This is a genomic window from Acidobacteriota bacterium, from assembly GCA_016208495.1.
GTDB lineage: Bacteria > Acidobacteriota > Blastocatellia > Chloracidobacteriales > Chloracidobacteriaceae > JACQXX01.
Window position 1 is genome coordinate 59102 of sequence record JACQXX010000077.1, and the last position, 23593, is coordinate 82694.

Here is a 23593-nt window from a genome sequence, read left to right on the forward strand (position 1 = left end):
TGTCTTCAGCCCCGAGCTTGCGAATCTTCAGCCCCAAGCCCTCAGCCCCAGGTTTTCAGCTCTGGTCTTTAGAACCGGAACCGGACGCCAAACTGAGCCTGGCGTGGTTCGCCAAAGCCCTGACGGACTGTTCCGTCAAAGTTGAACGTCAACGGACGCGGCACAAAGCGCAGGTTGCGGCTGTTGGCAATGTTGAAAACTTCGAAAATCGCGTCCAACGCCATCGTTTCAGAGAATTTGAACGTCTTGAGCACGCGCAAATCCAACGTGGTGAACACGTTATCCTGACGACGGGTGTTGCGGCGAATGGTGGTGCCTGGGCAATCGCTGTTGCTGCGGGCACAGGCTGGATCCGAGAATGGCTGGGCTGATCGTGATTGGAAAATCAACGACAGTTGAATGCCATACGGGGCTTCGTAGGTGCTGAAAATATTCACCCGGTGACGCTGGTCGCGGTCCGAGAATGAATATTCCAGGTCCAGATTCTGAATATCGGCATAGCGGAAGGTAAATGGATCACGTTCGTTGTCGTCATCCGAGTAATCCCACGCCAGCACGTAGTTTCCCTGCACCTGGAAACGATTGGCAAAGCGACGATTGACCGAGAAGGTAATGCCTCGGAACAGCGATTTGGCTGAAGATTCGATGCTGCGAATTTCGCCAACCCCTGAACCATCAGCGGCGGCAAATGGAGAAGCGCCGCCATACAGTTGACCGTTGCCCCGATCCACAAACCGATACTGGCGGGTGGCGTGGGCATAGTTCAACGTGATGCCAACTGAGGTGTTGGTAAAGATTTCACGTTCAAAGCTGGCCGCAAACTGCACCGTGCGTGGGAATTCAAAGTTGCGTGGGAAAATCGCGATCCCTGGGTTAAAGGGTGAAAATCCTTCGGTTGGAACGATCCCTGGGAATTGCGGATAGGCTTCAATCGGCAGGCCCAGGAACCCGGCAAAGAAGATGTTTCCGGCAATGGCGCCGTCAGTGTTCCGTGGACCAGCCAACGGCAGGCCGGGCAAGCGGGCATAATAAATCCCCGCACCGAGCCGAATCGCGGTTTTTCCGTCATTTCCTGGATCCCAGGCCAACCCAACGCGTGGCTGCCAGCCATCGGTAAAGTCAGGAATGGTGCCATCCGATGGGAACAACGGGTTGTTGAGAAATTGAGCGTACCGGGTCTGGTTTGGAGCATTGAGCGGATCTGGAAGGAATTGACCTTCCCATCGCAAACCATAATTCAGGGTTAAATTCGGTTTAATTTTCCAGGAATCCTGCACAAAGAACGCTGGTTCATTCACTGAAAATGATTGGAAGCCAGCCTGTTCAATGGTACGTCCACCGAGCGGAGCAAACTGCAGGTAGAGGGCCAGACCATTGGCGTTTCGGCCATCAATATAATCCTGAAAACCCTGAATGGCGGAATCAATGGTTGGACCAGCAAAAATGTAGCGGCCACGGGCAAATCCGATGAAGGTCTGTTCAGTGGTCGTGCGGTTGTATTCACCGCCAAATTTAATGTTGTGGTTGCCCAAAATCAGCGAGAAGTTGTCATTAAACTGCAGCCGGGTATCAACTTCCGGCACGGGCAGGAAGAAGGGGCGGCCAAAGCGATATGACAATGACCCGTCAAACGTCCCGATGGTGGTATCTGGCAGGTCCGGTCCGTCATAGAATCGGGGACGGGTCTCGCGGGCATACTGGAAGCGAAATTCATTGAGTGTGGTTGGGGTAATCGTGGTAACCAGTTGGGCGATAAACGCATTGCTGGTGCCTTCTTCGCGTCCGTTGGCGCTCGCCCCCCAGGTTGGCACGTCAAACGTACCGTTCACCTGTTTGGCCCGGCTATAGTTGTTCCGAAGCGTCAATAAATTACTTGGACTGATAGACCAATCCAGTTTGGCCAGCACCGCGTTGGCATCGTTGGTGCGTTCGATGTTGCCTTGCTCATTGGGTGATCCAAATCGCGTGGCAAACAACGATACCAGTCGGGGGTCAATCTGGTTTGGACGACTGCTGCTGCCGTTGTTCTGATCATATGAGACAAAGAAAAACGCTTTGTCGCGTTTGATCGGACCGCCAATGTTGCCGCCAAACTGATAGTTGTCAAAATCCTGGGTTGGCAAATTGGCCTTGACCGCGTCCGGGTTTTGACTGGCAATTGACTGGTTGCGGAAATACAAAAACGCAGTGCCGCGAAAATCGTTGGTCCCTGATTTGGTGATCACATTGATGAACCCGCCTGATGATCGGCCAAACTCAGCCGAGGCACCAATCGGAACGACCTGAAATTCTTTCACTGACTCTAACCCAATTGTGAAGGCTGGTCGTTGTCCACCGCGTTGCTCGCCAAAAAATGGGTTATTGGCATCAGCCCCGTCAACTGACAGGTTGTTTTGAGTCCCGCGTTGTCCGTACAGGGTGGCGACGTCCCCGTCTGGTCCCTGCACCACCGACACACCGGGGGTCAACCCAATGAAATTGGTGAAATCACGTCGGTTAATGGGCAATGCCTGAACCGAACGTTCATCAATCAAGGTGCTCTGTTCGGGTCGTCCAGTGTCAACCACTGGTGGTTCAGTGGTAACCGTGATGACTTCAGATGCACCACCGGGCTGGAGTTTCAAATTGAGTGTCAGCGTCTGACCAATGGTCAGGGCGATGTCTTCCTGAACTGTTGTCGAAAATCCTGAGGCTTCAACAGTAAGTTTGTAAGTTCCAACAGGAAGCAGAGGAAGATTAAACAACCCACTGGTATTGGTTGTGACAGAGCGTTCCAGTCCGGTGCTTTCATTTTGCGCCGTAACCTTTGCACCCGCCACCACAGCGCCAGAGGTGTCAGTAATCTCACCCTGAATCAAACCTGTGGTTGATTGTGCTTGAGCAAAAACAGGCGTTACCGCTCCAATTGCCAGCACAATACCCAAAAGCAGCCGCCAAACTAGATTCGTTGCAGGCGTGGGTTTCATGGCTTTTCCCTTTTCTGTAGTTGAAATTGGTTGTTTTGGATAGCCGTGGATCAATGGCAAACAGAGTGTTTGCCGAGCTTCGGTGAATCCGAAGTGAGTTCAAGTGTTGAAGGATTTCCTGGAAATGCGAGAGTACCTGGCGAATGTTAATTGCTTGTAACATTTAGACAATCGCCAATCAAGTTTTTTCAGGCATTTCAATTATTTTTCCAGAACACAGTTGAATACAAGAGTGAGGAGCGAGTGGCGAGTAGCCAGGAGCGAGTAGCGAGGAGCGAGCCTGACCTGTATCAGAGAACCGGGTATTTGTCCCCCCCCTCTCACCTTGTCACCTTGTCACCCTGTCACCCTGTCACCCTGTCATTTTGTCTGCTCCAGACCGTGGGCTTCGCACCACGGCTATTACACAACGACCCTGCGGGCCTAAAACCCTTCGCTTGAAGTGTATGCCCTGTCACCCTGTCACCCTGTCACCTTGTCATTTTGTCTGTTCCAGACCGTGGGCTTCGCACCACGGCTATTACACAACGACCCTGCGGGCCTAAAACCCTTCGCTAAACCCTTCGCTTGAAGTGAGTTGTCCAAATTTGAGAGATCCACCACCTGCCGCATTGAGACTCCCCACACTTTTCCACGGCCATAGGCATTCACCGTGTTGGCGGAACCATTCATGACAAGCACCGGTGGATTCAAAATCGGTTTTAACAGGGAAATCCGAGCCAGTGGATGTGAAAACTCAAGGGTATTGAGTGCTCCATAATTCCAGGTAGTGCGATATTTTCCGAATTTCTGCTCCAATTCGACAATGGCTTCACGGTAGGTCGCCGCCAGGAGATCGTCATAGCTCTTAAACTTTTTTGGAAGCCAGTCAGCCGGTCGGTCCAGGATGAGCGAGGCATACACTGTTTCGGCATTTTCCCAGCGGTATTTGGCTTCAAAAGTGCCGAGCCTGGCCTCCAGTAACTTCTTAATGAATCGCAGCCGCCACGTCGTCACAATCGCAGCCACTCTTGAGTCAGCCTGGAGCTCTCCATTCCATTCAGATAAATCCTGGTGGATGCGTTGCCAGGTTTCTTCACTTTTGTGATTGGGAAACAATTTCAAGACTTCTTTGACAAAGAGGTCATCTGGATACGACCAGGAATCAGCATGAATGGTGTTCATGCTGTCCAGCGTATGCTTTTCCTTCATTAAAATCCGGCGTTGAATCGCGGCGGCCCGATAAGGTGCATACCATTGATGCGTGTAAAACTCGGGGATTGATTTCCCGGTAATCCGCTGGTTGGCGGTCACGATATACCCTTCCGCCGGATTAAACAGGTGCGGAAGCTGTTCAAAAGGGATATAGCCCGTCCACTCACCTTCCCCACTGGCACCATCAACCGGGACTGAACCATCCCCTGATTTCCGAATTGGAACCATCCCCGCCGCCCAATACCCAATGTTGCCATCAACATCGGCGTAAATGAAATTTTGCATCGGCCCGGGATACAGCTTGAGCGCCGCTTGAAAATCCTGCCAGGTGGCAGCTTTGGAAAGCAGGTCAAAGGTGGGGAACTCTGTCAGGGGGTCAAGGGCTGTCCAGCGGAGCGCATACCGTTTCCCGTTTTCTTCACGCACAATCGGCCCGTGACGAGTTGTGGTGACCTGCAACACTTCCTCACGTGTTTCCGTGGACCAGAGTGATTTCCGAACCCGAATGCGCTCAGTTCGGAAACTGGCTTTTTCCCAGGCGTCTCCAACCCGATATTCGCCAGGGTTGACCGGGTTAAAAGTTTCAACAAAAAGATCCTGAACATCAGGGCCAAAGTTGGTGACACCCCACGCAATTCGGCTATTGTGACCGATCACAACACCGGGAATACCAGGAAAAACAAAACCGGAGACATTGAACCCGCCATCGGTGGTCATCAAATGCACCATATACCAGATGGAAGGAACACTGTGACCAAGATGCGTGTCGTTGCACAAAATCGGCTTTCCGGTCACGGTGCGTGTACCACCAATCACCCAGTTGTTACTGCCAAGCCCATCACCATCCAACCCAACCAGTGCCAGTGCTTCGCGTTCGAGGATAGGATCGCTCAACTCGGGCTTCGTCTGAATCTGAGCCAGTTTGGGATCTTCTTTTTTCTCTGGAGCTGGAACGGGGTTTCCATTTGGTGAAAGCGGTGCCGTGGCGTCCGAACCAACCAGAATGCGATCAAGTGGGTTGGTGTCTCCAAAAAGCCGGTTGCACGTCTGAGCATCAAACCGTGCCCGAAATGTTTCACGCATTAAGTCACTGGGAAAACTCGTGTTCAGAGACTGGGCCATCAACTTGCCAATCACCAGTGAATCGAGTGTTTCCCAGGGGCGCGGGGTATATCGTAGCAGGTGAAACTCAGCCGGGAGACGGTCCCGATGCTGTTCAATATAGGCGTTCACTCCTTGAGTAAACGCATCAAGGTTGCGCCGCATGTCAGGCGGGAGTTTTTCGAGTCCCTGTTGGGCGACCAGTACATATCCGAGCCGTCGTTGGGCTTGATCATAGGCAAGTCGTTCTTCCCCAAAAATTTCCGCCAGTTCCCCACGCGCCGCTCGCCGCAGCAAGTCCATTTGCCAGAGGCGATCCTGGGCCACTGCATATCCCTGGGCAAGGGCCAGATCGTCCGTATTTGCCCCCTGAATATGGGGCACGCCATATTCATCGCGGCTGATGGTCACTGGCGCCGAAAGCCCTGGGAGTCGAACTTCGCCATCCAGTTGTGGCAATGGCGACTGAAACCAGCGATAGTAGCAAATCCCACCCGTTAGACCACTTAACACAACAAACAGCAGCACCCCAATCGCCAGACGCTTGAGCCATCGGAAAAGAATTGTGCGTTTCGAAACAGGTGTCATTTTCACAGTGACCATTGGGTGATGTGGGCTGAAGAAAATCAGGGCTCAGGGCAATCGAAGGGATGAGGGCTGAAGAAGCCAGGCTGAAGCATTGGTTTTCTTTCATCCCTCATCCCTCATCCCTTCGATTGCCCTGAGCCCCGGTTTTTTAAAAGAAAAAGGTAGTGAAAGCCCATGGTGCCCTCACTACCCCATCATTTTTCTATTCAAGGATGAGTTGATCTCAATATCCGACTTGCGCATAGCGACGCGGATCAACGGGTTTGTCATTTTCACGGACTTCATAGTGAACGTGTGTCCCGGTTGAACGTCCGGTGCTGCCAGCACGCCCAATGATGGCACCTCGCTCAACTGGCTGACCAACGGTGACTTCGATTTTTGAAAGATGGCCATAGCAGGTGGTGAGGCCATTTCCATGATCAATCACGACCAGATTGCCATAGCCATTCTGGTAACTGGCCATGGCCACATAGCCGTTGCCAGTCGCGGAAACCGCTGCGCCATAGTCACAGCCAATATCCTGACCAGTGTGAAATTCATACCCTTCCCCGCTAAATGGGTTATAGCGGCCACCAAAGTCATCCGTAAATCGGCCTTCAGCGGGCCACCCCTGGGGAATGTGAGCCAGTCGGAGTTGTTCGCGGTCGTAAGCAACTTTTAACTGCTGCAACTCACTTTCCAATTCATTGACGTTCGATTCCAGTTGCTTGACCATTTCGGGGCCGCCAACACCATTGTACGGGCCTGAACCACCGCTGATTGACAGTTGTCCGTTGGCGGAGATTTTTTTCGAAATATCCTGAATCGCATTGATGCGCTGATTGAGTTCATCATAGTGCGACTTGAGGACGGTGTTTTCATGGCGAAGTTGATGGTATTGGGTTTGCATCCGCGCGACTTCAGAAAAAACAATCGCCTTGTGAATCAGCCAGCCGGCGCCAGCCAGTACCGTGAGTGCTCCAAGCGCCGCCAGCACACACACCACACACAACAAGTGGTGAGGCAACTGAAACCGATGAATTTTGGCGGTGGCGGTGGGTGCGGCGAGAATGAAGGTGTAAAACCGTTGTTCGCGGGGGACGCGCGAGACCCTTAACAAAAAATTGCGAAGATATGCGACTAGACGAAAATTTCCCATGCGGTGACTCTCTGTTCAAACGAAGATTTCAAAAACACAAATTGCCACAACTCAGCAAAATCAGGCCGTAACCGACCAGGTGTTTCTGAAAAGACTTGTGTGACTTGATAATGGGGTGGGGTAGAAGATGAAGACCCCTGTGAAGGTTAAGAGGCCGCCGAAGGTATCATAACCTGCCGATGTGTGCAACCCGTCTCTGGGACTCAGCCACATCGTGCGGGACAAAGCAATCTTACCTGACAGGGTTCAAGCGGCTGTGATATAACCGAGCAAATTCGGGGTTCAGGGTTTGGGGTTCACTGAGGAATAAAGACAAAAAGGACGAAAAGGACATAAATTCGAAAACCCTGAACTTTGAACCTTGAACCCTGACAAGATGACCGACTGACAAGGTGACAGGGTGATGTTTTCATCCCTCATCCTTCATCCCTCATCCCTTCCGAAAAACCCCCAAACCCTGAACGCCTATGGACACTCTCAACCAACCGTTTCAACTTCAGCGAACTGTTGAAACGGTTTCACGTCTGGTGAAACGCGGTGCCACGGCCACCTACCTCAGTTTGCTTCAAAAATTGCGTCCAGTTGAAGTAGCTCAAATTCTGATCAATCTCAGGGGACGTGACCGGATTGAGGTTTTTGAGCAGATTTTCACCACCAACACTTCTCTTTCAGCCACGATCCTGAGTGAAATGCTGGCTGAAGAACATGGCCTTGATGTGCTTGAAAACCTCACGGCTGAAGAGATTTCCGACGTGCTCCAGCATTTGCCGCCGGATGATGCGGCACACCTGCTGTCATTCTTGCCTGAAGACCGCCACGAGGAAGTCCTGTCACTGATGGAACTGGATCATTCGCTTGTCGCGCAGGAACTCCTTCAGTTTCCTGAGTATACCGCCGGGCGGATTATGACCCCGGACGTCTTTCGGCTCCGCGAGGATGTGACGGTCTCAGAGGCAATTTCCGCGCTTCAAAGCAGCAGCGACCGGCTGGAAATGGTTTTTTATCTTTACGTGGTGGATGATCGCAATCATCTGGTTGGAGTGGTGGCCTTGCGGCAGTTGTTGCTCAACCCACCCAACATACCGCTCAAACGCCTGATGTCAACCGATGTCATCAAGGTCCATGCCGAAGACGATCAGGAATCCGTGGCCCGGATTGTCGCGCAATTCAATATCGTGGCGGTCCCGGTGGTTGATTCAAACAATAAGCTGATCGGAATTGTGACCGTGGATGATGTCATTGACGTCATGCGTGAAGAAGCCACCGAAGATCTGTTTGCATTGGCTGGGGTTGAGAGCGATGACCGGGCCATGGCCAAACCTTTTCGGTCGTTGCGCACTCGTTTTCCCTGGCTGGTGCTCAGTCTGGTCTCAGCACTGATCCCAGCGTTTGTGGTGAGCCGATTCCAGGATATGTTCACCTCCAAACTGGCTCTGGCGGCCATGTTACCGATTTTTGCAACGATTGGGGGAAACGCGGCAACGCAAACCCTGACCGTGATTGTGCGCAGCCTCTCACTGGGTGAAGTGAGCGAAGGAACTGAACGCCGGATTTTTGTAAAGGAACTGATGGTTGGGCTCAGCAATGGACTCGTTTTTGGGCTGGTTTTAACCTTACTGGTTGGAATTTGGCAGCAGAACCTTCAGTTTGCACTCGTCGTTGGACTGGCGACAGTCTGTAATCTGGTGGTTGCGTCTATTGCCGGGTCGCTTTCCCCGCTTCTCATCCGCAAACTTGGGGTTGATCCGGTCCTGGCATCCAGTGCAATTGCCATCACGACCACCGAAGCTTTAGGATTTTTCTCGTACCTTGGCCTGGCATGGCTCCTTTTTCACTGGATTCACTGATGTACAGGCACTGCCTGGAACCAACCACAATTCAAAAACCCTGAACCCTGAACCCTGAATGGAAGCAACACCATGAGCGACTTGAAACCACCTGCAGATCAGCTTTCACTCGAAGTCCAATCACCGTCGGCGCCACCTCAACGCGGCTACCTGAAGCAACAAATGCGTCGGGCGCTCCGATTTCTCCCCAATCTCGTCAAACTGGCCTATCGGTTAATTCGCGATTCTCGGGTTTCGAGTTGTGACAAAATTATCCTGGCGGGCACCATTTTGTACGTCATCACACCGCTTGATCTGATTCCGGACATCATTCCATTTGTGGGGCAAATTGACGATGCGTACCTGATTGCTGTCGCCCTGTTACGACTCTTTCGGCATACCGACCCAGCCATCATCCGCGAACATTGGGATGGTGAAGGCGATATCTTCCGCCTCCTGAATTGGGTATCGAAGATCTCGACCTTTTTCCTTCCCAAACCCGTGCAGAGAGCTTTGATTGGAAAAGTCCAGCTTCCTGGAGGCGTGGTTGATTTTGTGGAATATACTGCCCGGCGAAGTGACAAGGTATCAGATCAGGCTAAGGGATGAAAAATCTGGGGCTGAGGGCTTGGGACTGAAGAAGTCGGGCTGAAGACTTCGGGTTTGGGGCAATCAAAGGGATGAGGGATGAAATAAAACCAATTCTTCAGCCCTCAGCCCCAAGCCCCCTCAGCCCTGGTTTTTTCAGCCCTATCTCACGACACGACGGTGGTTGCGTCGCGTGATTCGGTGCGCTGGATGTGATTCACAATGGTTTCAACCGTGTAGATAGTGCGCCCCTGAGATTCAAAATAGGTTCGAGCCAGCAGCTCCGCCACCAAACCTGTGGAAACAAGCTGCACGCCGGTCAGAACCAGCAACATGCCCATCATCATGAGTGGGCCATGTTCCAGAAATACATCTCCCCCACTCCACAGCTTTTTGACGATCAGGAAAAAGGCAATCAGCAGTCCGCTCATAGTTGCCAGCAAGCCCCAGCCTCCAAAAAAGTGAAGCGGTCGCGTCACATACTTCAACAAAAAACGAACAGTCAGCAAATCAAACATTACCCGGAAGGTGCGTGAAATACCGTAATGCGAAGCTCCATTTTCACGAACCGTGTTTTTGATCGGGACTTCGCAAATTTTCGCGCCGTTCCAACTGGCCAGTGCTGGAATAAAGCGGTGCAATTCACCATAGAGTTTGATGCGCTTGATGGTATTGCGGCGGTAGGCTTTAAAGGTCGTTCCAAAGTCATGCAATTCCACGCCTGACAATTTGGCCATCATCCAGTTGGCAACTCGTGATGGAATGCGCCGCAAGACCAGATTATCAACCCGTTCTTTTCGCCACCCGCTGGCCAGGTCATAGCCTTCAAATATTTTTTCAATCAGGTTTGGAATATCACTCGGATCGTGCTGCAAATCACCATCCATCGAGACAATGATTTCACCACGAGCATAGTCAAAACCGGCTGCCAACGCAGGGGTTTGTCCAAAGTTCCGCTTAAGTTTGATGAGAATCACTCGCGGATCGCGGGCTGCAATTTCAGCCAGCAGCCGGTAGGTCCGGTCCGTGCTGTCGTCATCAACAAAGAGGATTTCAAACGATGGATAGCGGGCTTCCATGACTTCAACCAGTTTCTGGTATAACTCACGGGCGCTTTCTTCTTCATTGTGCATCGGAATGACGAGTGAAAATTCCGGGGTACCAGATGGACCATACAAATCGTCGGCGGTATCGGACGAAAACGTGGATTGACGCATAGCTTTTCTCGATTACTGAAAAATTGAAAAATTCACTAACTGAATATTCTGGGTTTGGATGGCCTCACGCACCGTGGGTGAGGTCATGGTTTCGAATTCATTGACCCGAGATTCTTTCAACCGGGTTTTATACTGGCGCAGGCTGTCATCCATATGCGCCGGGTGACACATCAATTCGCTTACGCCGTCAGGCAATCTGGCAATCAGGGTTGCCACCAGTTCCGGCGTCAACAACCCGGTGTGCATAAATCCATAAAACTGGTCAGGAACGCAAACCTGGTGGTGGGCAACTTTTGATCGGAAGGTTCGCCCATAGTGGGACATGGCCGCACGACTGGCTTTTTGCTTTAACAATGTCAACTTTGACCCGCTTCGCAACGTGGCCAGCGGCGCCCACCAGAAACATTCAAACGGCTTGCGGATGGCTGGAATTTGGTAGGCTTCAGCGACTTCAAGCACTGCATCCAGAACAGTCGGATGGGCATGCGAATGTTTGTGGCTATCCAGGTGGGTCAACCGGATACCACTGTTGAGGATGCGTTCAATTTGGGCGCGAAATTCAGTGACAATTTCGGTGTATTTCAACCGACCGGCCACCAGCTTTCGGGTAAAAACGCCGAAATCATTTGGAAACATTCCCTGGGCATCCAGCAAACTGCGAACAGATTTGGGTGGGGCGATTGGATCTCCGCCCAAAAGCACCAGATGACATCCGACGCCTAATCCCGGAGTGTCTTTGGCCCGGGCCACGGCATCTTCAAAATCATCCCCGTTGGCCATCAAGGTTGTACTGCGGATAATGCCTTGATGGTAGCCGTCAAGAATACCCGTGTTAACGCCCCGGCACATGCCGAAATCATCAGCGTTCACGATTAAATACTTCAATCTGCCTCCTTTAGCGCACTGGCCTGCACAATGTATGAATCAAACGGCTCAGGCTGTTTTTTTCCACAGACGTAAACCTGGGCCGCGACTTTGCCGGCCACGACAATTTCCTTGACCAGCGTTCCATTCTGAGTCAGCCAGTGAATGCGCTCAATATTCTCGAAATAGTATCTTCCGCGTTGGACGATCACAAATTTGAGGGAGTCAGTATCGAGTTCAACCCTGGCATCAGACAAAATTTCGTTTTTCAAATCGGGCCGCTGAAAGCGATTGCAATAATATCTGGCGACCCACGGGGTCTCGGTAACGACCAGGGCGCCCGGCGGTGCCAGTTGGGCAATACTGGCCAGCGCCTCACGCACCCCAGCATCATAAAATTCATCGTGCGGGAAGTAGGTCCCGGCACGGGCTTCCCCGCCACCAAACACGTTGGTATACAGGCTGTAAAACGGGGCTTGCTGGAGACAGGGTATTAACACAATGGCCGTGATAACCGCTAAGAGAGCGGCGACCAGATGTTCCTGGGCATCTGGATGGCGCTCCAGGAACGAATGCTCACACCTTTCGGCTGAGCTCAAAGTCCGATAGAGTTGGTATCCCCAGTTCCCGATCTCATACATGCCAATCGCAGCTACGACATAGACAAACGGGAGCAATGACAGGGTATAGCGCATCCATTTGGCACCAACGATGGAAAAAGGCATCAGCCAGAACACGCCCATAAAAACAATCAAAAAGTACTGGCTTTGGCCAACCCGACGCAGGGTTATAATCAGCCCAACCACCAACCCAATCAAAACCAGCGGTTGAGTTTTGATCCCCAGCATCAAGGCGTAAAAGTGGAGCGGCAGACCACCGCTGAAGGCAGTGTGTGACGGAGTGTTGTAAAACAACATATCCATCATCATATAGCCGTGATGCGTCACCGTTTCCTCACTGACATAGTTGATAACGTAAGAAAAAATGGGCGACATCCACACGATTGGGTTTCCGATCAAAAAACAGCCCACCATCGCTCCATAAAATCGGGGAAAAACAAATCGCGGAATCGGATTGGTCAGCGGATTGGTCGGACGTAATTTGTGGTCGAGGTATTCCCACAAAAACAACAGTCCCCAATAGTGGGGAAAGTATTTGGAGGCAATCATGAAGCCAAACGAGGCGCCTGACAGGATATACCAGCGGGCCTGTATCCGGCGCCGATGTGGGGAGAGTTCCTTCATGCCAAGCTGCTTGGCATGAAGGTAGGCATAATAGGCAAGCAGCAGGAAGAAAACCAGAAAAGTGTCTTCTTTTCCAATCCGATTGATCGCCAGCGATACCATTCCAGTGGCCCAGAACATTCCCGTCAGGATGCCAATAATCGGATTGAACAACTCAGCCGCGAGCAATCCCAAAACCAGAGTGGTCAGCGCCCCCACCACACAGTTTGGGAAACGAATGGCGGCTTCCGGAGCAATGGAACAGGTGGCCGGAACCAGTTGATTCCACTGTTCTGAAACCATGAGACTGGCCCCCATCGCCAGTTTCATCAACATTGGATGTTCCAGATTGTGGGCAAAGTCCCCCTGACGGTAGGCGGCAATGGCTTCGACTTTGTGAACTTCATCCTCGGCAAAACCAGCCGCGCTCAAGTTGGCCACACGGAGCCCAAACGCCAAACAAGTCAGGAGCGCCAGACACACAACGGTTTGCTTCCAGGTAAAAATGCCGGGTGGTGTCGAGGTCGGCGGCAAATCCTGAAACTGGACGTCTGCTATATCCAAAAATCTCACGTAATATTGGTCCTCAAACAGTATCCGGTTGGATGTGCTTTTCAGGGAGTCTACTGAAAGAATGATTGGATGTGTTCCCCAACGAGCCAGTCATTCTCTTCCCTCAAGCCTATTTCTTATGCCAGTTAAGGGCTGAAGTCGTTTTTGGTTCTCAGCCCGGTTCCTGGGCTCAAACCGCTCATTTCCTCAACTCTTAATTCGCATTTCTTATCCACGGATACCAGATTCACGCTGCCATTCTTCGTGCAGCGAGCTAATTTCCTGGCGTTCCGAAAGCAACCGACGCCGAAGGTCTTCACCAGCAATTTCAGTTAAGCGGCGGTCAATGGCAGCCAGACTGGCTTGAAGTGCTGCCTGGGCCAGCGGTTTTTCTTGCCGCAGCCAGCGACACCGACCGATTACCCATTGCGCCCGCCACTCCAGGTCAGAATTTCCAACGTCTTGGGCCAGTTTTAAGGCTTCCTGGCACGAATCAAACGCCTTGGAATATTCCTTTTGAATCCAATAAACCTCCCCCAATGCCTGTAATGCCTCCGCCCGCATTTCCTGGTCCTGGGTGACCTCGTTGCTGGCCTGGGCCTGATTGAGCATGGAAAGAGCCTCTTTGATCTGCCCCAGCCGCATATACATCAACCCGGCATTGACCAGCGCAATCTCGGACGCCCGATCATCGCGAAATTCTCGGGCGCTCCGGAGTGCCAGCCGGTAATACGCCAGCGCATCCGCATAGCGCCCCTCCTGTCGAAAGGTTTCGCCAATGTTGTTGAGCAACGCGGCTTCGCCTTGACGGGATTGGGTTTCCTTGCCGATGGCTAAGGCTTGCTGATAATTATCGCGGGCCCGGGCGGTATGGCCCTGGCTGTGGAGCGAAGAACCCATCAGCGTGAGGGCCCGTTTTTCGGCTCCGCGATCCCCAGCGGCCCGGGCCGATTGGAGCATTTGCTGCCAGTTGGTCTCAAGCGAGTTTGCGGAACTGGCCAGAGTAACGGAAGAAAGTGGTGTATGGGAAGTCGGAGTAACCGGTGGCTGTGTCGCCAGCGGTTCAAAATTCGGTGGTGGCGGTGGCGCTGGTTTTTCAACCGGAATTTCAGCAATCACGGTTGGCGGCGGTGGGGCGGATTCTTTGGGTTTTGGCTTTTTCGGCTCTTTTTTCTTTTCCGGCGCCGTCTCGCCCCTGGGTGAGACTGACGATTCCTGGACTTCACCAACTTCAAACAGGCCATCCATTTCAAGCTGGTTGGCAAATTCAATCAGGTCTGACAAGACTTCCGACACCGGGTTAAAGGACTCATCCGCAAATTCGCCGGTTTCGCTCAGCACCGCCTTTCCTTCCCGTCCGGGCGCACGTGCGCCACCCTCTTCCACATACAGCCGGGCACTGCTCCCTCGGGCGCCTTTTCGGATGGGGGCACTTCGATTGACTTTTGGTTCGGCTTCTTCTTTCCAGACCGGTTCGTCACTCTCCACCTCAAGTCCCAGATCCCTCACCGGGGCGGTTGCTTTCGGAGGCATAATCATGGTCACCGGTGCCGGAGTGACCATCCGTTGACTCAATCCTTTGGAAACAACCTCTGATGACATGACCGCGCCACCAAGTTTGGCCAGCAGGTCGTACACTGGTTGCTTATTGTGTTTAAAGCTTTCAACTGAGTCATCGTCTTCAGGAATTTCGGCCTTGATCCGCTCAATAATGGTAATCGCTTCCTGCAGATGTTTCACCGCCCGGTCATTTTTGTTCTGAGCCTGTTCCGAAAGGGCCCAAAAATAATGTGTCCGCCAGGCAACTTCAGGAATTTCAAGCTCTTGCACCAACGTTCCAGCCCGGACAAACGCCGATTCCGACTCCTCAAACAGATTGAGTCGCCGATAGGTATCACCAATGATGCACAGTGTTTTGGCTTCGACGTGGTGGCTGCTGGTTTCCCAGGCAATCGAGAGCGCCTGCTCCAGGGCGGCCAGCGCCGCCTTATACTCGCCTCGCTCGCGCTGCACGGCGCCGATATTGAGCAAGTACTCACCTTCAGCCAGTCGGTTGCCAATATCGCGCGCAATCCGGGTCGCCTGCTGGTAACTTTCCAATGCTTCACCAAAGCGATCCTGAAGGGTTAATACATCCCCAATATGACTCAATCCAGCGGCTTCACCCAGGCGGTGGCCGAGGGCACAGGCCATTTTGAGCGCTGACTGATAGTAACTTTCAGCTTCCTCAAGCTGCCCAAGGTAGAGGTGAATATTGCCCAATAAACTGAGGTTGCGCCGTTCATCAAACCCGTTTCCAAGCAACCGCACGATAGCCAGTGCCTGTTCGGCATGGGTCATGGCCTGGGTATACCGGCCTTGCTGGTAATACATCTTGCCCAAACTGGAAAGCACCGAGGCTTTCCCTGCCCGATTTCCAGCGTCGTCGGCCATTTTGAGGGCTTCTTCGAGGTACTGCAGGGCTGTGGCATGCTGCCCCTGTGCCAGATGGGCTTCACCAATGGTGTGGAGTGCAGCAACCACGCCTTCACGGTCTTCATACTCCTGAAGCCGGTCAAGGGCGGCTCGGCCAAATTCCAACGCCTGTTCTGAAAGACCCGACAGGTTGCACAACCGGGCCAGTGCCGCCTGGGTCCGCCCCAAAGCTGAAAGTTTATGCTCCTGACACAGTTTGAGAGCAAGCTGCAATTGATGTTCAGCCTCCTGAACTTGCGAACATTCCATCAAGAGCGAGCCATAATTGAGGTGAAATTGAACCAGCATGTCGGGTCGTTGCACCTCAATATCCATGCTTCGGTTATTGACCCCTGCCTCTTCGATGGCCCGCAATTGCTGCAGCGCCTGAGCCACCCAGCCGTAGTATTTGCTTGCTTCACCAATGGCAAAGGTTTTCCATTTGATATAGCCGGCTTCCATGGCGTAGCGCAGCGCCTGCGACCAGTCTTCAGCCCGGAAATAATGATAGGCCAGGTCACCGGCCATGCGATCTTTGGTAAGCGCGGCGGAGGAAGCACTGACGCTGGCGGCTGTTTTTTCCAGTTTTTCAGCCACACGCCCGTGAAGCTTTTTCCGGCGACGCCGGCTGATGCGCTTATACATCACCCGGTGAATCGTACTCTGAGCAAACACGTACCGATCTTCGCCCGAAGCCACGACTTCACGCAAAATTCCGGTTTTCAATCCTGATTCAATCGCATCAAGCAGTTCTTCTTCACGCAATTCGGTCACATGTTGAAGCAGATCAAAGGTGAAGTCTTCACCAATCACGGCTGCCTGGGCCAGTGTATCGGCCACTTTATCTTCCAGTCGGCTGATTTGGGTTGCCACCAGTGCCGCAATCGAATCAGGCAGGTCAAACTCACCAATATCGGCGCACACCCACCCGGCAGTTTTATCACGCTTGATTTGGCCGTTGGAAATCATCTGGCGCACGATTTCGCCAACATAATATGGATTGCCCTTGGTTTCTTCGGCCAAAAGCTGGATCACGTTGGCCGGCAATTGAATCTGGTTGCCAAGCATTCCCTCGACCATTCCCCGCACTTCACTGTTGGACAGCGGAGCGAGCATAATCTGCTCAAAGCCACCGGTTTCATCGAGTTGACGCATCCATCGCCGGAGCGGGTGGGTATCAATTGAAAGCACCATTGACCGCATGGCCACCACAATCAGCAGCCGCTCACTCAGAAGCGACCGGTTGAGATGAGCCAGAAATTCCAGCGTTAACTCGTCCACCCACTGGGTATCATCAAAAAAGACTAAAACCCCTCGCCGGCGTGCCATCAGGATATAGAGCCGGATCAATTGGTCAAAAATGCGAAATTTTTCCTGGTCGCCATTCCCGTGAGCACTTGCCACAACCCCCATGTAATCGTCAGATGCCAGGATTTTCAGAAATGCTTTTGAGACATATCGCTCGTCTTCTGGGGAAAGCGGCGTATCTTCGTGAATTTCACGCGAAAACAGGCTTAAGAGCGGTTGACGAAAACTCTCGATCAGAACCTGATAGGGGGCGGCACCGCCGAATTCAAAAAATTTGCCAGTCAGAATCAATGGCGGAGCACCATCCGCCATGTCTTCGAGGCGTTCGCGCATTTCATCAGCCAGCCGGGTTTTTCCAATTCCAGGTTCACCAAAGATCAGTACCGGACGTCCGCCACGACCTTGCTGGATGCGTTGCCAGGCCGCACGTAACAAACTCAATTCCTGGGTTCGGCCAACAAATCGCTCCATCGAGGCATAGGTTGGCAAACTCACCAGTTCACGAACCGGGCGGGGCGGTAAATTACTGAGTGGCAGCGCCCCTGAATATTCAGTGCCGGGGTGGGCAGTTGGCGCCCCTGGCACCCCAACTCCAGGTCGAATAATGGTTTCAAGCGCCGTAATCCGGTCACCTTTAATGGGTGGGATCGCCTGACTGGTGAGTCCAGCGGGACGATTTTCACGGGGGGGCGAAATATTGCCGGTTGCCTGGGAAGTCGAGCGAGTGGTGGAAAGCTGGCGGATCAGGGATCGGAAGTCACGGGCAAATTCTTCAGCCGTCTGCTGGCGTTTGGCAGGGTCCTTTTCCAGGGCACGCATCACGATCACTTCAGCGGCTTCAGGAATTTCAGCCCGCCGGTCGCGCAACTTTGGCGGTGGTTGTTTCACCTGGGCGATGACAATCGCAAGTGGGGCGGGTCCATCAAACGGGAGCGTGCCGGTCAACATTTCATAGGCAATGATACCAAGCGAATAGACATCAGTCCGGGCATCTACATTGTGCGCCTGACATTGTTCCGGAGACATGTACTGGGGAGTGCCGATGATCCCGGTCCCCGTCAAATTCATAATGTTTGGATTTGAACTGGTGGCAAGTTTGGCAATTCCAAAGTCAAGCACCTTGACGACTTCCCCGGTGCGCAATTTTTCCAGCATGATGTTGGCTGGTTTGAGATCCCGGTGGATGATACCTTCCTGGTGGGCAGCATGGACGGCGTCACACGCCTGGGCCAAAATCCAGGCCACACGGGTGGCCTCCATTGGGCCGACTGTTTGAATTTCCTGGTTCAAACTGCAGCCTTCCAGATACTCCATCACGATGAAGGCTTCGCCCCGGTCAGTCGTTCCATAATCGTAGATGGTGATCGCGTTGGGGTGTTTGAGCCGCCCGGAAGCCAGCGCCTCGCGACGAAACCGCTCCATGGCCGCCGGGTTTGAAACCAGTTCCGGGTTCAAAATTTTGATCGCCACCCGGCGCTGCATGGTGGTGTGGACGGCTTCATACACCGCCCCCATACCGCCCCGGCCAATGAGACGCAAAACCTGGTATTTGTCATCAATCAGGTGATCAAAGATATCCCCAGCCGCTTTTTTGGCCATGTGAATCAGCGTCTGACCATCTTGTGGACAGATGTTGTATTCATCCGGGTATGTCTTTGCACACTTTGGACAGGACTTCATGTCGTGCCGTCTCTACCATTGACCATGTGTGCAGACGTGACCGCCCGAATGCACACGAAAGTTACGCTGTTCTTACCTGGGTAAATCGTGCTGTGAATTGAACGTAGGAGAAGCGACAGTATAGCGAGGCTTGCCAGAGCAAATCAATTCTTGATATTGACAAGTTGTCGATTCTTTCATTTCCTGCAAGCTACCAATCACCAACCAAGTCTTTTTTGATTGAAATGAGTATCCATCATGACTTTACACAATGACCTTTTGCTTCGTGCCTGTCGGCAACAACCCGTTGAACGTCCTCCGGTTTGGATGATGCGCCAGGCAGGTCGCTATCTGCCTGAGTATCGTGCCGTACGTGCGGATATTCCGTTTATGACTCTATGCAAAACCCCTGAACTCGCAGTTGATGTTTCAATGCAACCACTTCGAATTATTGGGGTTGATGCAGTCATCATGTTTTCTGATATCCTTGTTCCGGTTGAAGCAATGGGACTGGACGTTGAAATTACCGAGAAAATTGGTCCTCGAATTGTGCATCCGATTCGGAGTGAAGCCGACGTACATCGCCTGCGCGTTCCAGACCCGGTTGAAACCATGCCCTTTGTTTTTGAGATATTGCGTCAATTGCGTGCTGAAATTCAGGGGGCGGTGCCGCTTCTGGGCTTTGCGGGTGCTCCCTGGACACTGGCAGCCTATATGATTGAAGGCGGCGGGTCAAAAAACTATATCCATATCAAAGGATTTATGCACCGCGAACCCAAAGCGTTTCATGCCATGATGGAAAAAGTGGCCGATACGCAGGCCCTCTACCTCAAAGCCCAGATTGAAGCCGGGGCCCAGGCGATTCAGCTTTTTGACTCCTGGGCGGGTGAACTCTCACCGGCTGATTTTGCTGAATATGCCCTGCCCTACATTCAAAGAGTCTTTGAACAGGTGGGAAATCAAGTCCCACGCATTCTTTATCTCAATGGGACTTCTCACCTGCTTGAACTTATGGAACAATCGGGAGCAGATGTTTTAAGTATTGACTGGCGGACCAGCCTCGCCGATGCCCGCCGCCGAACTGGCGGAAGAGTGGCACTGCAAGGCAATCTGGATCCATGCCGCCTGCTTGGCCCACGCGAAAAAGTGGTTCAGTCGGTTCAAGAAATTCTGGCCTCAATGAAAGACCAGTCCGGATTTATTCTGAACCTTGGTCATGGAATCCTGCCACCAACACCGGTTGAAAACGCACGGGCGTTTGTCGCCACCGGTCAAGGGAGAGAATGAATAAAGTGGTTAGTGGTTAGCTTTTGGTTCCTGGTTCTTGGTTTTTTGGTGCTTTTTCGAAAGTAGTGATTTCTAACCACTAACCGCTAATGCCAGTTAAGAGTTGAAGCCGTTTTGGTTCTCAGCCCAGTTCCTGGGCTCAAATCCGCTCTTTTTTCAACTCTTAATTCGCATCACTAACCACTAACCACTAACCACTAAATGGTTTCTTCATTCAAGGGGGAAAGCATATGGGTGCCAGACATTTGTCGCAGAGTGCATTAACGGCAGCGTATCAAGCCAATTTGGGCACCTTCGTCAATCTTGAAGCCCGGCTGGCCAATGAATTGAATTGTCCACTGTTGCTGGAACACAGTGGCGCCAATATTTATCGGGTCATGACACGGGTTAAATCCCTTGAGAGTTTTCTGGTCAAAGTCGAGCGACGAGGGTTTTCCGGCGAATCCGTCTTTTCCGAAATGACAGATCTGGTTGGGGCACGCATTATCTGTATGTTCCCCGAGGATCTTGAAAAAATTCATCTCTTTCTCACGGAATGTGGCAGCTTTTCCTTTATTGGAAAACCGAAAGCCTATTTGTGGGATGATTTAGCCTGGGCACACAAAGAAGAATTTCACATCACCCGAAAAATTTCCGGGTATGGCTCGATCCACTACCTGGCTCGTCTCAGTCCATCACTCGTGGGTTTAAATTCCGACCTGGGAACACTGGTTTTTGAGATTCAGGTTCGGACCTTGATGCAGGAAGCCTGGGCCGCCTTGGAACACGCGATTGGATACAAGCACGATATTCCCGAGCGCATTCGCGGATATTTTGATTCGGCGGCTGAACTTTTGGGCGTTCTGGATAAATCGTTCCAACGCTTGAAGACGCAAAGCGATCAGTTGGAAGGCGAACTAAACGAAGAAAACTCGATTACGCCGGAACGGCTGACCTTATTTAGCCTCAAAGGATACATTCGCCGAAAATTTCACGACAATCTTCCCGGCACGCAACTGGCACCGCTTCTGGAAGAATACCATCACCAAAAATTAAACCTGGCCGAACTGGTTTCGATTACCAATCAGGCCCGGTACCTCAAACTGGTGGATGATCTATGTCGTGACCTGCTCCACCGGCCAGCCGCCACCTATGATTATCTGCACTGGATTTGCACGTTTCGACTCGCAACCAACAACCTTGACGAAGCCCGCCGCCTGATTGAAGAGCGGATGCGGCGGACCCGTGAATACCAGGAATGTCACGCTGGAGAATTACTGGTCTCAGTTCTCAGACAACTGGGTGACCGTGAACTGGCGGATATGCTCCAGCAAGCCCACGATGTCAAACTCAATGGCCGGCAATTGATGGTGCTGTATGGGATTGGGAAGGAACCAGCGGCGGCTCATACGTCAAAACACACCAGCCGCCTGGTTGAAATCAGTCGGATGATCTTTGGGCCAATCAATCAACTCAGTGTGCAAATTGATGGAAACTGAAGAATGAAGAATTGAGAATGAAGAATTGAGAATGAAGAATTGAATGCGTGGTTCTTGGTTCTTCGTTCTTGGAAGGTATTGGTTCCTAACCACTAACACATTCTTCATTCTTCATTCTCAATTCTTCATTCTGTTACTTGAGCCGCTCGACCATTGGTCGGATTTCTTTGGGCTCAAACACAGGAAGCGAACATCTCACTCCGGCACAGGCAAAGGCGGCGGCTTTGGGCAATTCGGGAAACTCCACCTGATTGTTCGGGAGTGCCCCTTCACGACGATCAAACCATTCAACCCGTTTATATCCAATCGGATAACTCATTGCGCTCCGGAAAAGCGCCTGGGCTTGCGGGTCATCTTTGGCACCAACCACCGTGATATGCACCGGCTCGCGGGCCAGTTCCAAATCGGTGAGCAATGTTCCACCAGTTGGCCGACGGGTCGCAATATCAGGATTCACCAGGAAGCGCATCGCCTGTTCGGCCAGTTTTCGATACTCCTCTTTTCCAGAGTAATGAAAGAGCAGGTTTGAAAAACGGGCCATGACAATGTTTTCATCACGTTGTGGTTTGGAAGGATTCATCTTCAACGGTTTTGCCGTTTCAAACCCGACGCTTTGACCACCTTTCACCTGATGTGAAAAAGTCTTTCCAATAAACTGGGCGGCAACTTCGGCTTTTTTCAGCCATTCACGGTCGCCAGTTACGCTATAGAGCGCCAGGAACGCCCGGCCCATCGCCAGCGTGTCACCCATATACGGCCCCGCCGGGTCTTTGGCATCGTGGCGGAATCCGCCATCCGGGAGCGACCGGTTCGCCACAATCCAGTTGGCGGCGGTCACGGCTTCAGTCAGGTATTTTTGGTCTCCGGTGGCGGCATAGAGCGACGCCACACCCGTGATGGCCCAGCCGTTTTCGCGAGCATACACGTGCTGGTCAACTCGCGGAATCCCAAGCTTGCGACGTCCGGCATCATTGAGCTTGAAGTAGGCTTCGCTATGTTCGCCCCGGATTAGGTCGGCATCCATACTGGTGTAGTAGGCGCCTTCCGGGCTAGTCAAAAAGTTTTTAAGGAATTGGTGAATATCCTGAGCGGCTTTCAGGTGGACTGGATCTTTCCACATCGCATATGCCTGCGAATAAATCCGGAGGTTTTCCGCCTGATGCGACATGATCTTTTCAAAATGGGGTTCGGTCCAGACGCCGCCGGTTGAGTACTGGTAGACACCGCCCCAGACTGGATCAATCAGATTTAATTCGCCGGCCAGTGATTTTTTGGCTCGCTGTTCAGCGGCTTTGTCGCCATCTTTGGCCAGCATCATCGAATATTCGACGCTGTCCCATTCCAGATATTTGTGAATAAAGCCCCAGCTTCCATACTTTGTGTCATAGCCGGTCATATGGACCTGCAAGGCATCTTTGCGGAGCGCATCCGTCAGGAAAGCTGATTCCGGGGCGGTCAGTTGGGCTTCAGCACCAACTGAAGGACCTGGGGTTGGATCGTCAATAAACGCCTGCAACATGGTGGCCATTGGGCGTGGAGGAATATAGCCGGAGCGTTTAGCGAGTTCCTGCCCGTTGGAATCGAAGATAATTGTGGCCGGCCAGCCATAATCTTCATAACGGTTGGACAGGTCAGGTCGTGAATCCTGGTCCACTTTGACGGCAATGTAGCGGCTGCCAATCAGCTTAATCACTTCGGGATCGGAATAGGTTTCTTTGGCCATGACGTGGCACCAGTGGCACCAGATGGCTTCGAGATCGAGAATCACGAGCCGGTTTTCACGTTTGGCGCGTTCAAACAGGTCATCTGACCAGCCTTCCCAGTGAATGCCGCCCGGTTTTGAGTGGTCGTCAGTCTGGGCAACCTGAGGTACAGCCGTTTGGCTCTGGGCTTGCGACGGTTTGGTGACCGACCCACAAGCCGTAATGAAAAAAACCAGCACAATACCGATGATTGAAATTTTTCGGTTCATATCTCGTCCTAAAAAATGGTTTGAAATCGAATTTTGGATCAAACAGGTGAAAAACAGAATGTTCAGTGGTTGAACAAGCTCCCCTTACGGAAACGTGATGAAAAATGGTTTTGAGTTTTTCCAGTCAGGAGGCTTTACTTCTGGCAATTCTCAATCTGAATTCTTACCCTTATCCCAA

General features: G+C 52.2%; 12 protein-coding genes. 4 read left to right on the forward strand and 8 right to left on the reverse strand.

From position 1 onward, the window contains the following. Positions 1-68 precede the first annotated feature (68 nt). The 3 genes from HY774_15115 to HY774_15125 all read right to left on the reverse strand — a co-directional run bounded on the left by HY774_15115 (position 69) and on the right by HY774_15125 (position 6987). Entirely contained in the window at positions 69-2966 is a 2898-nt protein-coding gene (locus HY774_15115) for a TonB-dependent receptor (protein MBI4749815.1), read from the reverse strand. A 462-nt stretch (positions 2967-3428) separates the two neighbouring features. Continuing rightward, the gene (locus tag HY774_15120; GenBank protein ID MBI4749816.1) at positions 3429-5849 is read right to left on the reverse strand and encodes a penicillin acylase family protein; all 2421 of its coding nucleotides are present in this window, start codon (positions 5847-5849) and stop codon (positions 3429-3431) included. A 223-nt stretch (positions 5850-6072) separates the two neighbouring features. Continuing rightward, positions 6073-6987, reverse strand: a complete 915-nt coding sequence (locus HY774_15125) for a M23 family metallopeptidase (protein MBI4749817.1) — start codon at positions 6985-6987, stop codon at positions 6073-6075. 467 nt (positions 6988-7454) lie between these two features. Here HY774_15125 and mgtE point away from each other — a divergent pair, with 467 nt between their 5' ends. Next, complete coding sequence (gene mgtE, locus HY774_15130; GenBank protein ID MBI4749818.1) at positions 7455-8834, forward strand: magnesium transporter; 1380 nt, start codon at positions 7455-7457, stop codon at positions 8832-8834. A gap of 72 nt (positions 8835-8906) precedes the next feature. Beyond that, positions 8907-9422, forward strand: coding sequence for a DUF1232 domain-containing protein (locus HY774_15135; GenBank protein ID MBI4749819.1), 516 nt, complete (start codon positions 8907-8909; stop codon positions 9420-9422). Positions 9423-9568: 146 nt separating this feature from the next. Here HY774_15135 and HY774_15140 read toward each other — a convergent pair whose 3' ends face one another. From HY774_15140 to HY774_15155, 4 genes are all read right to left on the reverse strand, one after another. After that, positions 9569-10618, reverse strand: coding sequence for a glycosyltransferase family 2 protein (locus HY774_15140; GenBank protein ID MBI4749820.1), 1050 nt, complete (start codon positions 10616-10618; stop codon positions 9569-9571). Positions 10619-10630: 12 nt separating this feature from the next. After that, on the reverse strand, positions 10631-11503 hold the full coding sequence (locus HY774_15145) for a ChbG/HpnK family deacetylase (GenBank protein ID MBI4749821.1): 873 nt from the start codon (positions 11501-11503) through the stop codon (positions 10631-10633). Continuing rightward, positions 11500-13278, reverse strand: a complete 1779-nt coding sequence (locus HY774_15150; GenBank protein ID MBI4749822.1) for a glycosyltransferase family 39 protein — start codon at positions 13276-13278, stop codon at positions 11500-11502. Before HY774_15150 ends, HY774_15145 begins: the two co-directional genes overlap by 4 nt. A gap of 207 nt (positions 13279-13485) precedes the next feature. Further along, a complete protein-coding gene (locus HY774_15155) occupies positions 13486-18699 on the reverse strand; it encodes a tetratricopeptide repeat protein (protein MBI4749823.1) in 5214 nt (1737 codons plus the stop codon). Between the two features lie 237 nt (positions 18700-18936). Between HY774_15155 and hemE the strand changes: the two genes are divergently transcribed. After that, on the forward strand, positions 18937-19965 hold the full coding sequence (hemE, locus tag HY774_15160; GenBank protein MBI4749824.1) for a uroporphyrinogen decarboxylase: 1029 nt from the start codon (positions 18937-18939) through the stop codon (positions 19963-19965). 230 nt (positions 19966-20195) lie between these two features. Next, positions 20196-21443, forward strand: a complete 1248-nt coding sequence (locus tag HY774_15165) for a hypothetical protein (GenBank protein ID MBI4749825.1) — start codon at positions 20196-20198, stop codon at positions 21441-21443. Positions 21444-21576: 133 nt separating this feature from the next. Here the strand turns inward: HY774_15165 and HY774_15170 are convergent, their stop codons facing one another. After that, entirely contained in the window at positions 21577-23415 is a 1839-nt protein-coding gene (locus HY774_15170) for a thioredoxin domain-containing protein (protein ID MBI4749826.1), read from the reverse strand. Positions 23416-23593: the final 178 nt, after the last annotated feature.

What these genes read in the sequence shown, in the direction of transcription:
- HY774_15155 (MBI4749823.1), bottom strand. Translation starts at nt 18,699, where the DNA reads ATGAAGTCCTGTCCAAAGTGTGCAAAGACATACCCGGATGAATACAAC.
- HY774_15140 (MBI4749820.1), bottom strand. Translation starts at nt 10,618, where the DNA reads ATGCGTCAATCCACGTTTTCGTCCGATACCGCCGACGATTTGTATGGT.
- hemE (MBI4749824.1), top strand. Translation starts at nt 18,937, where the DNA reads ATGACTTTACACAATGACCTTTTGCTTCGTGCCTGTCGGCAACAACCC.
- HY774_15125 (MBI4749817.1), bottom strand. Translation starts at nt 6,987, where the DNA reads ATGGGAAATTTTCGTCTAGTCGCATATCTTCGCAATTTTTTGTTAAGG.
- HY774_15120 (MBI4749816.1), bottom strand. Translation starts at nt 5,849, where the DNA reads ATGACACCTGTTTCGAAACGCACAATTCTTTTCCGATGGCTCAAGCGT.
- HY774_15115 (MBI4749815.1), bottom strand. Translation starts at nt 2,966, where the DNA reads ATGAAACCCACGCCTGCAACGAATCTAGTTTGGCGGCTGCTTTTGGGT.
- HY774_15170 (MBI4749826.1), bottom strand. Translation starts at nt 23,415, where the DNA reads ATGAACCGAAAAATTTCAATCATCGGTATTGTGCTGGTTTTTTTCATT.
- HY774_15135 (MBI4749819.1), top strand. Translation starts at nt 8,907, where the DNA reads ATGAGCGACTTGAAACCACCTGCAGATCAGCTTTCACTCGAAGTCCAA.
- HY774_15165 (MBI4749825.1), top strand. Translation starts at nt 20,196, where the DNA reads ATGGGTGCCAGACATTTGTCGCAGAGTGCATTAACGGCAGCGTATCAA.
- mgtE (MBI4749818.1), top strand. Translation starts at nt 7,455, where the DNA reads ATGGACACTCTCAACCAACCGTTTCAACTTCAGCGAACTGTTGAAACG.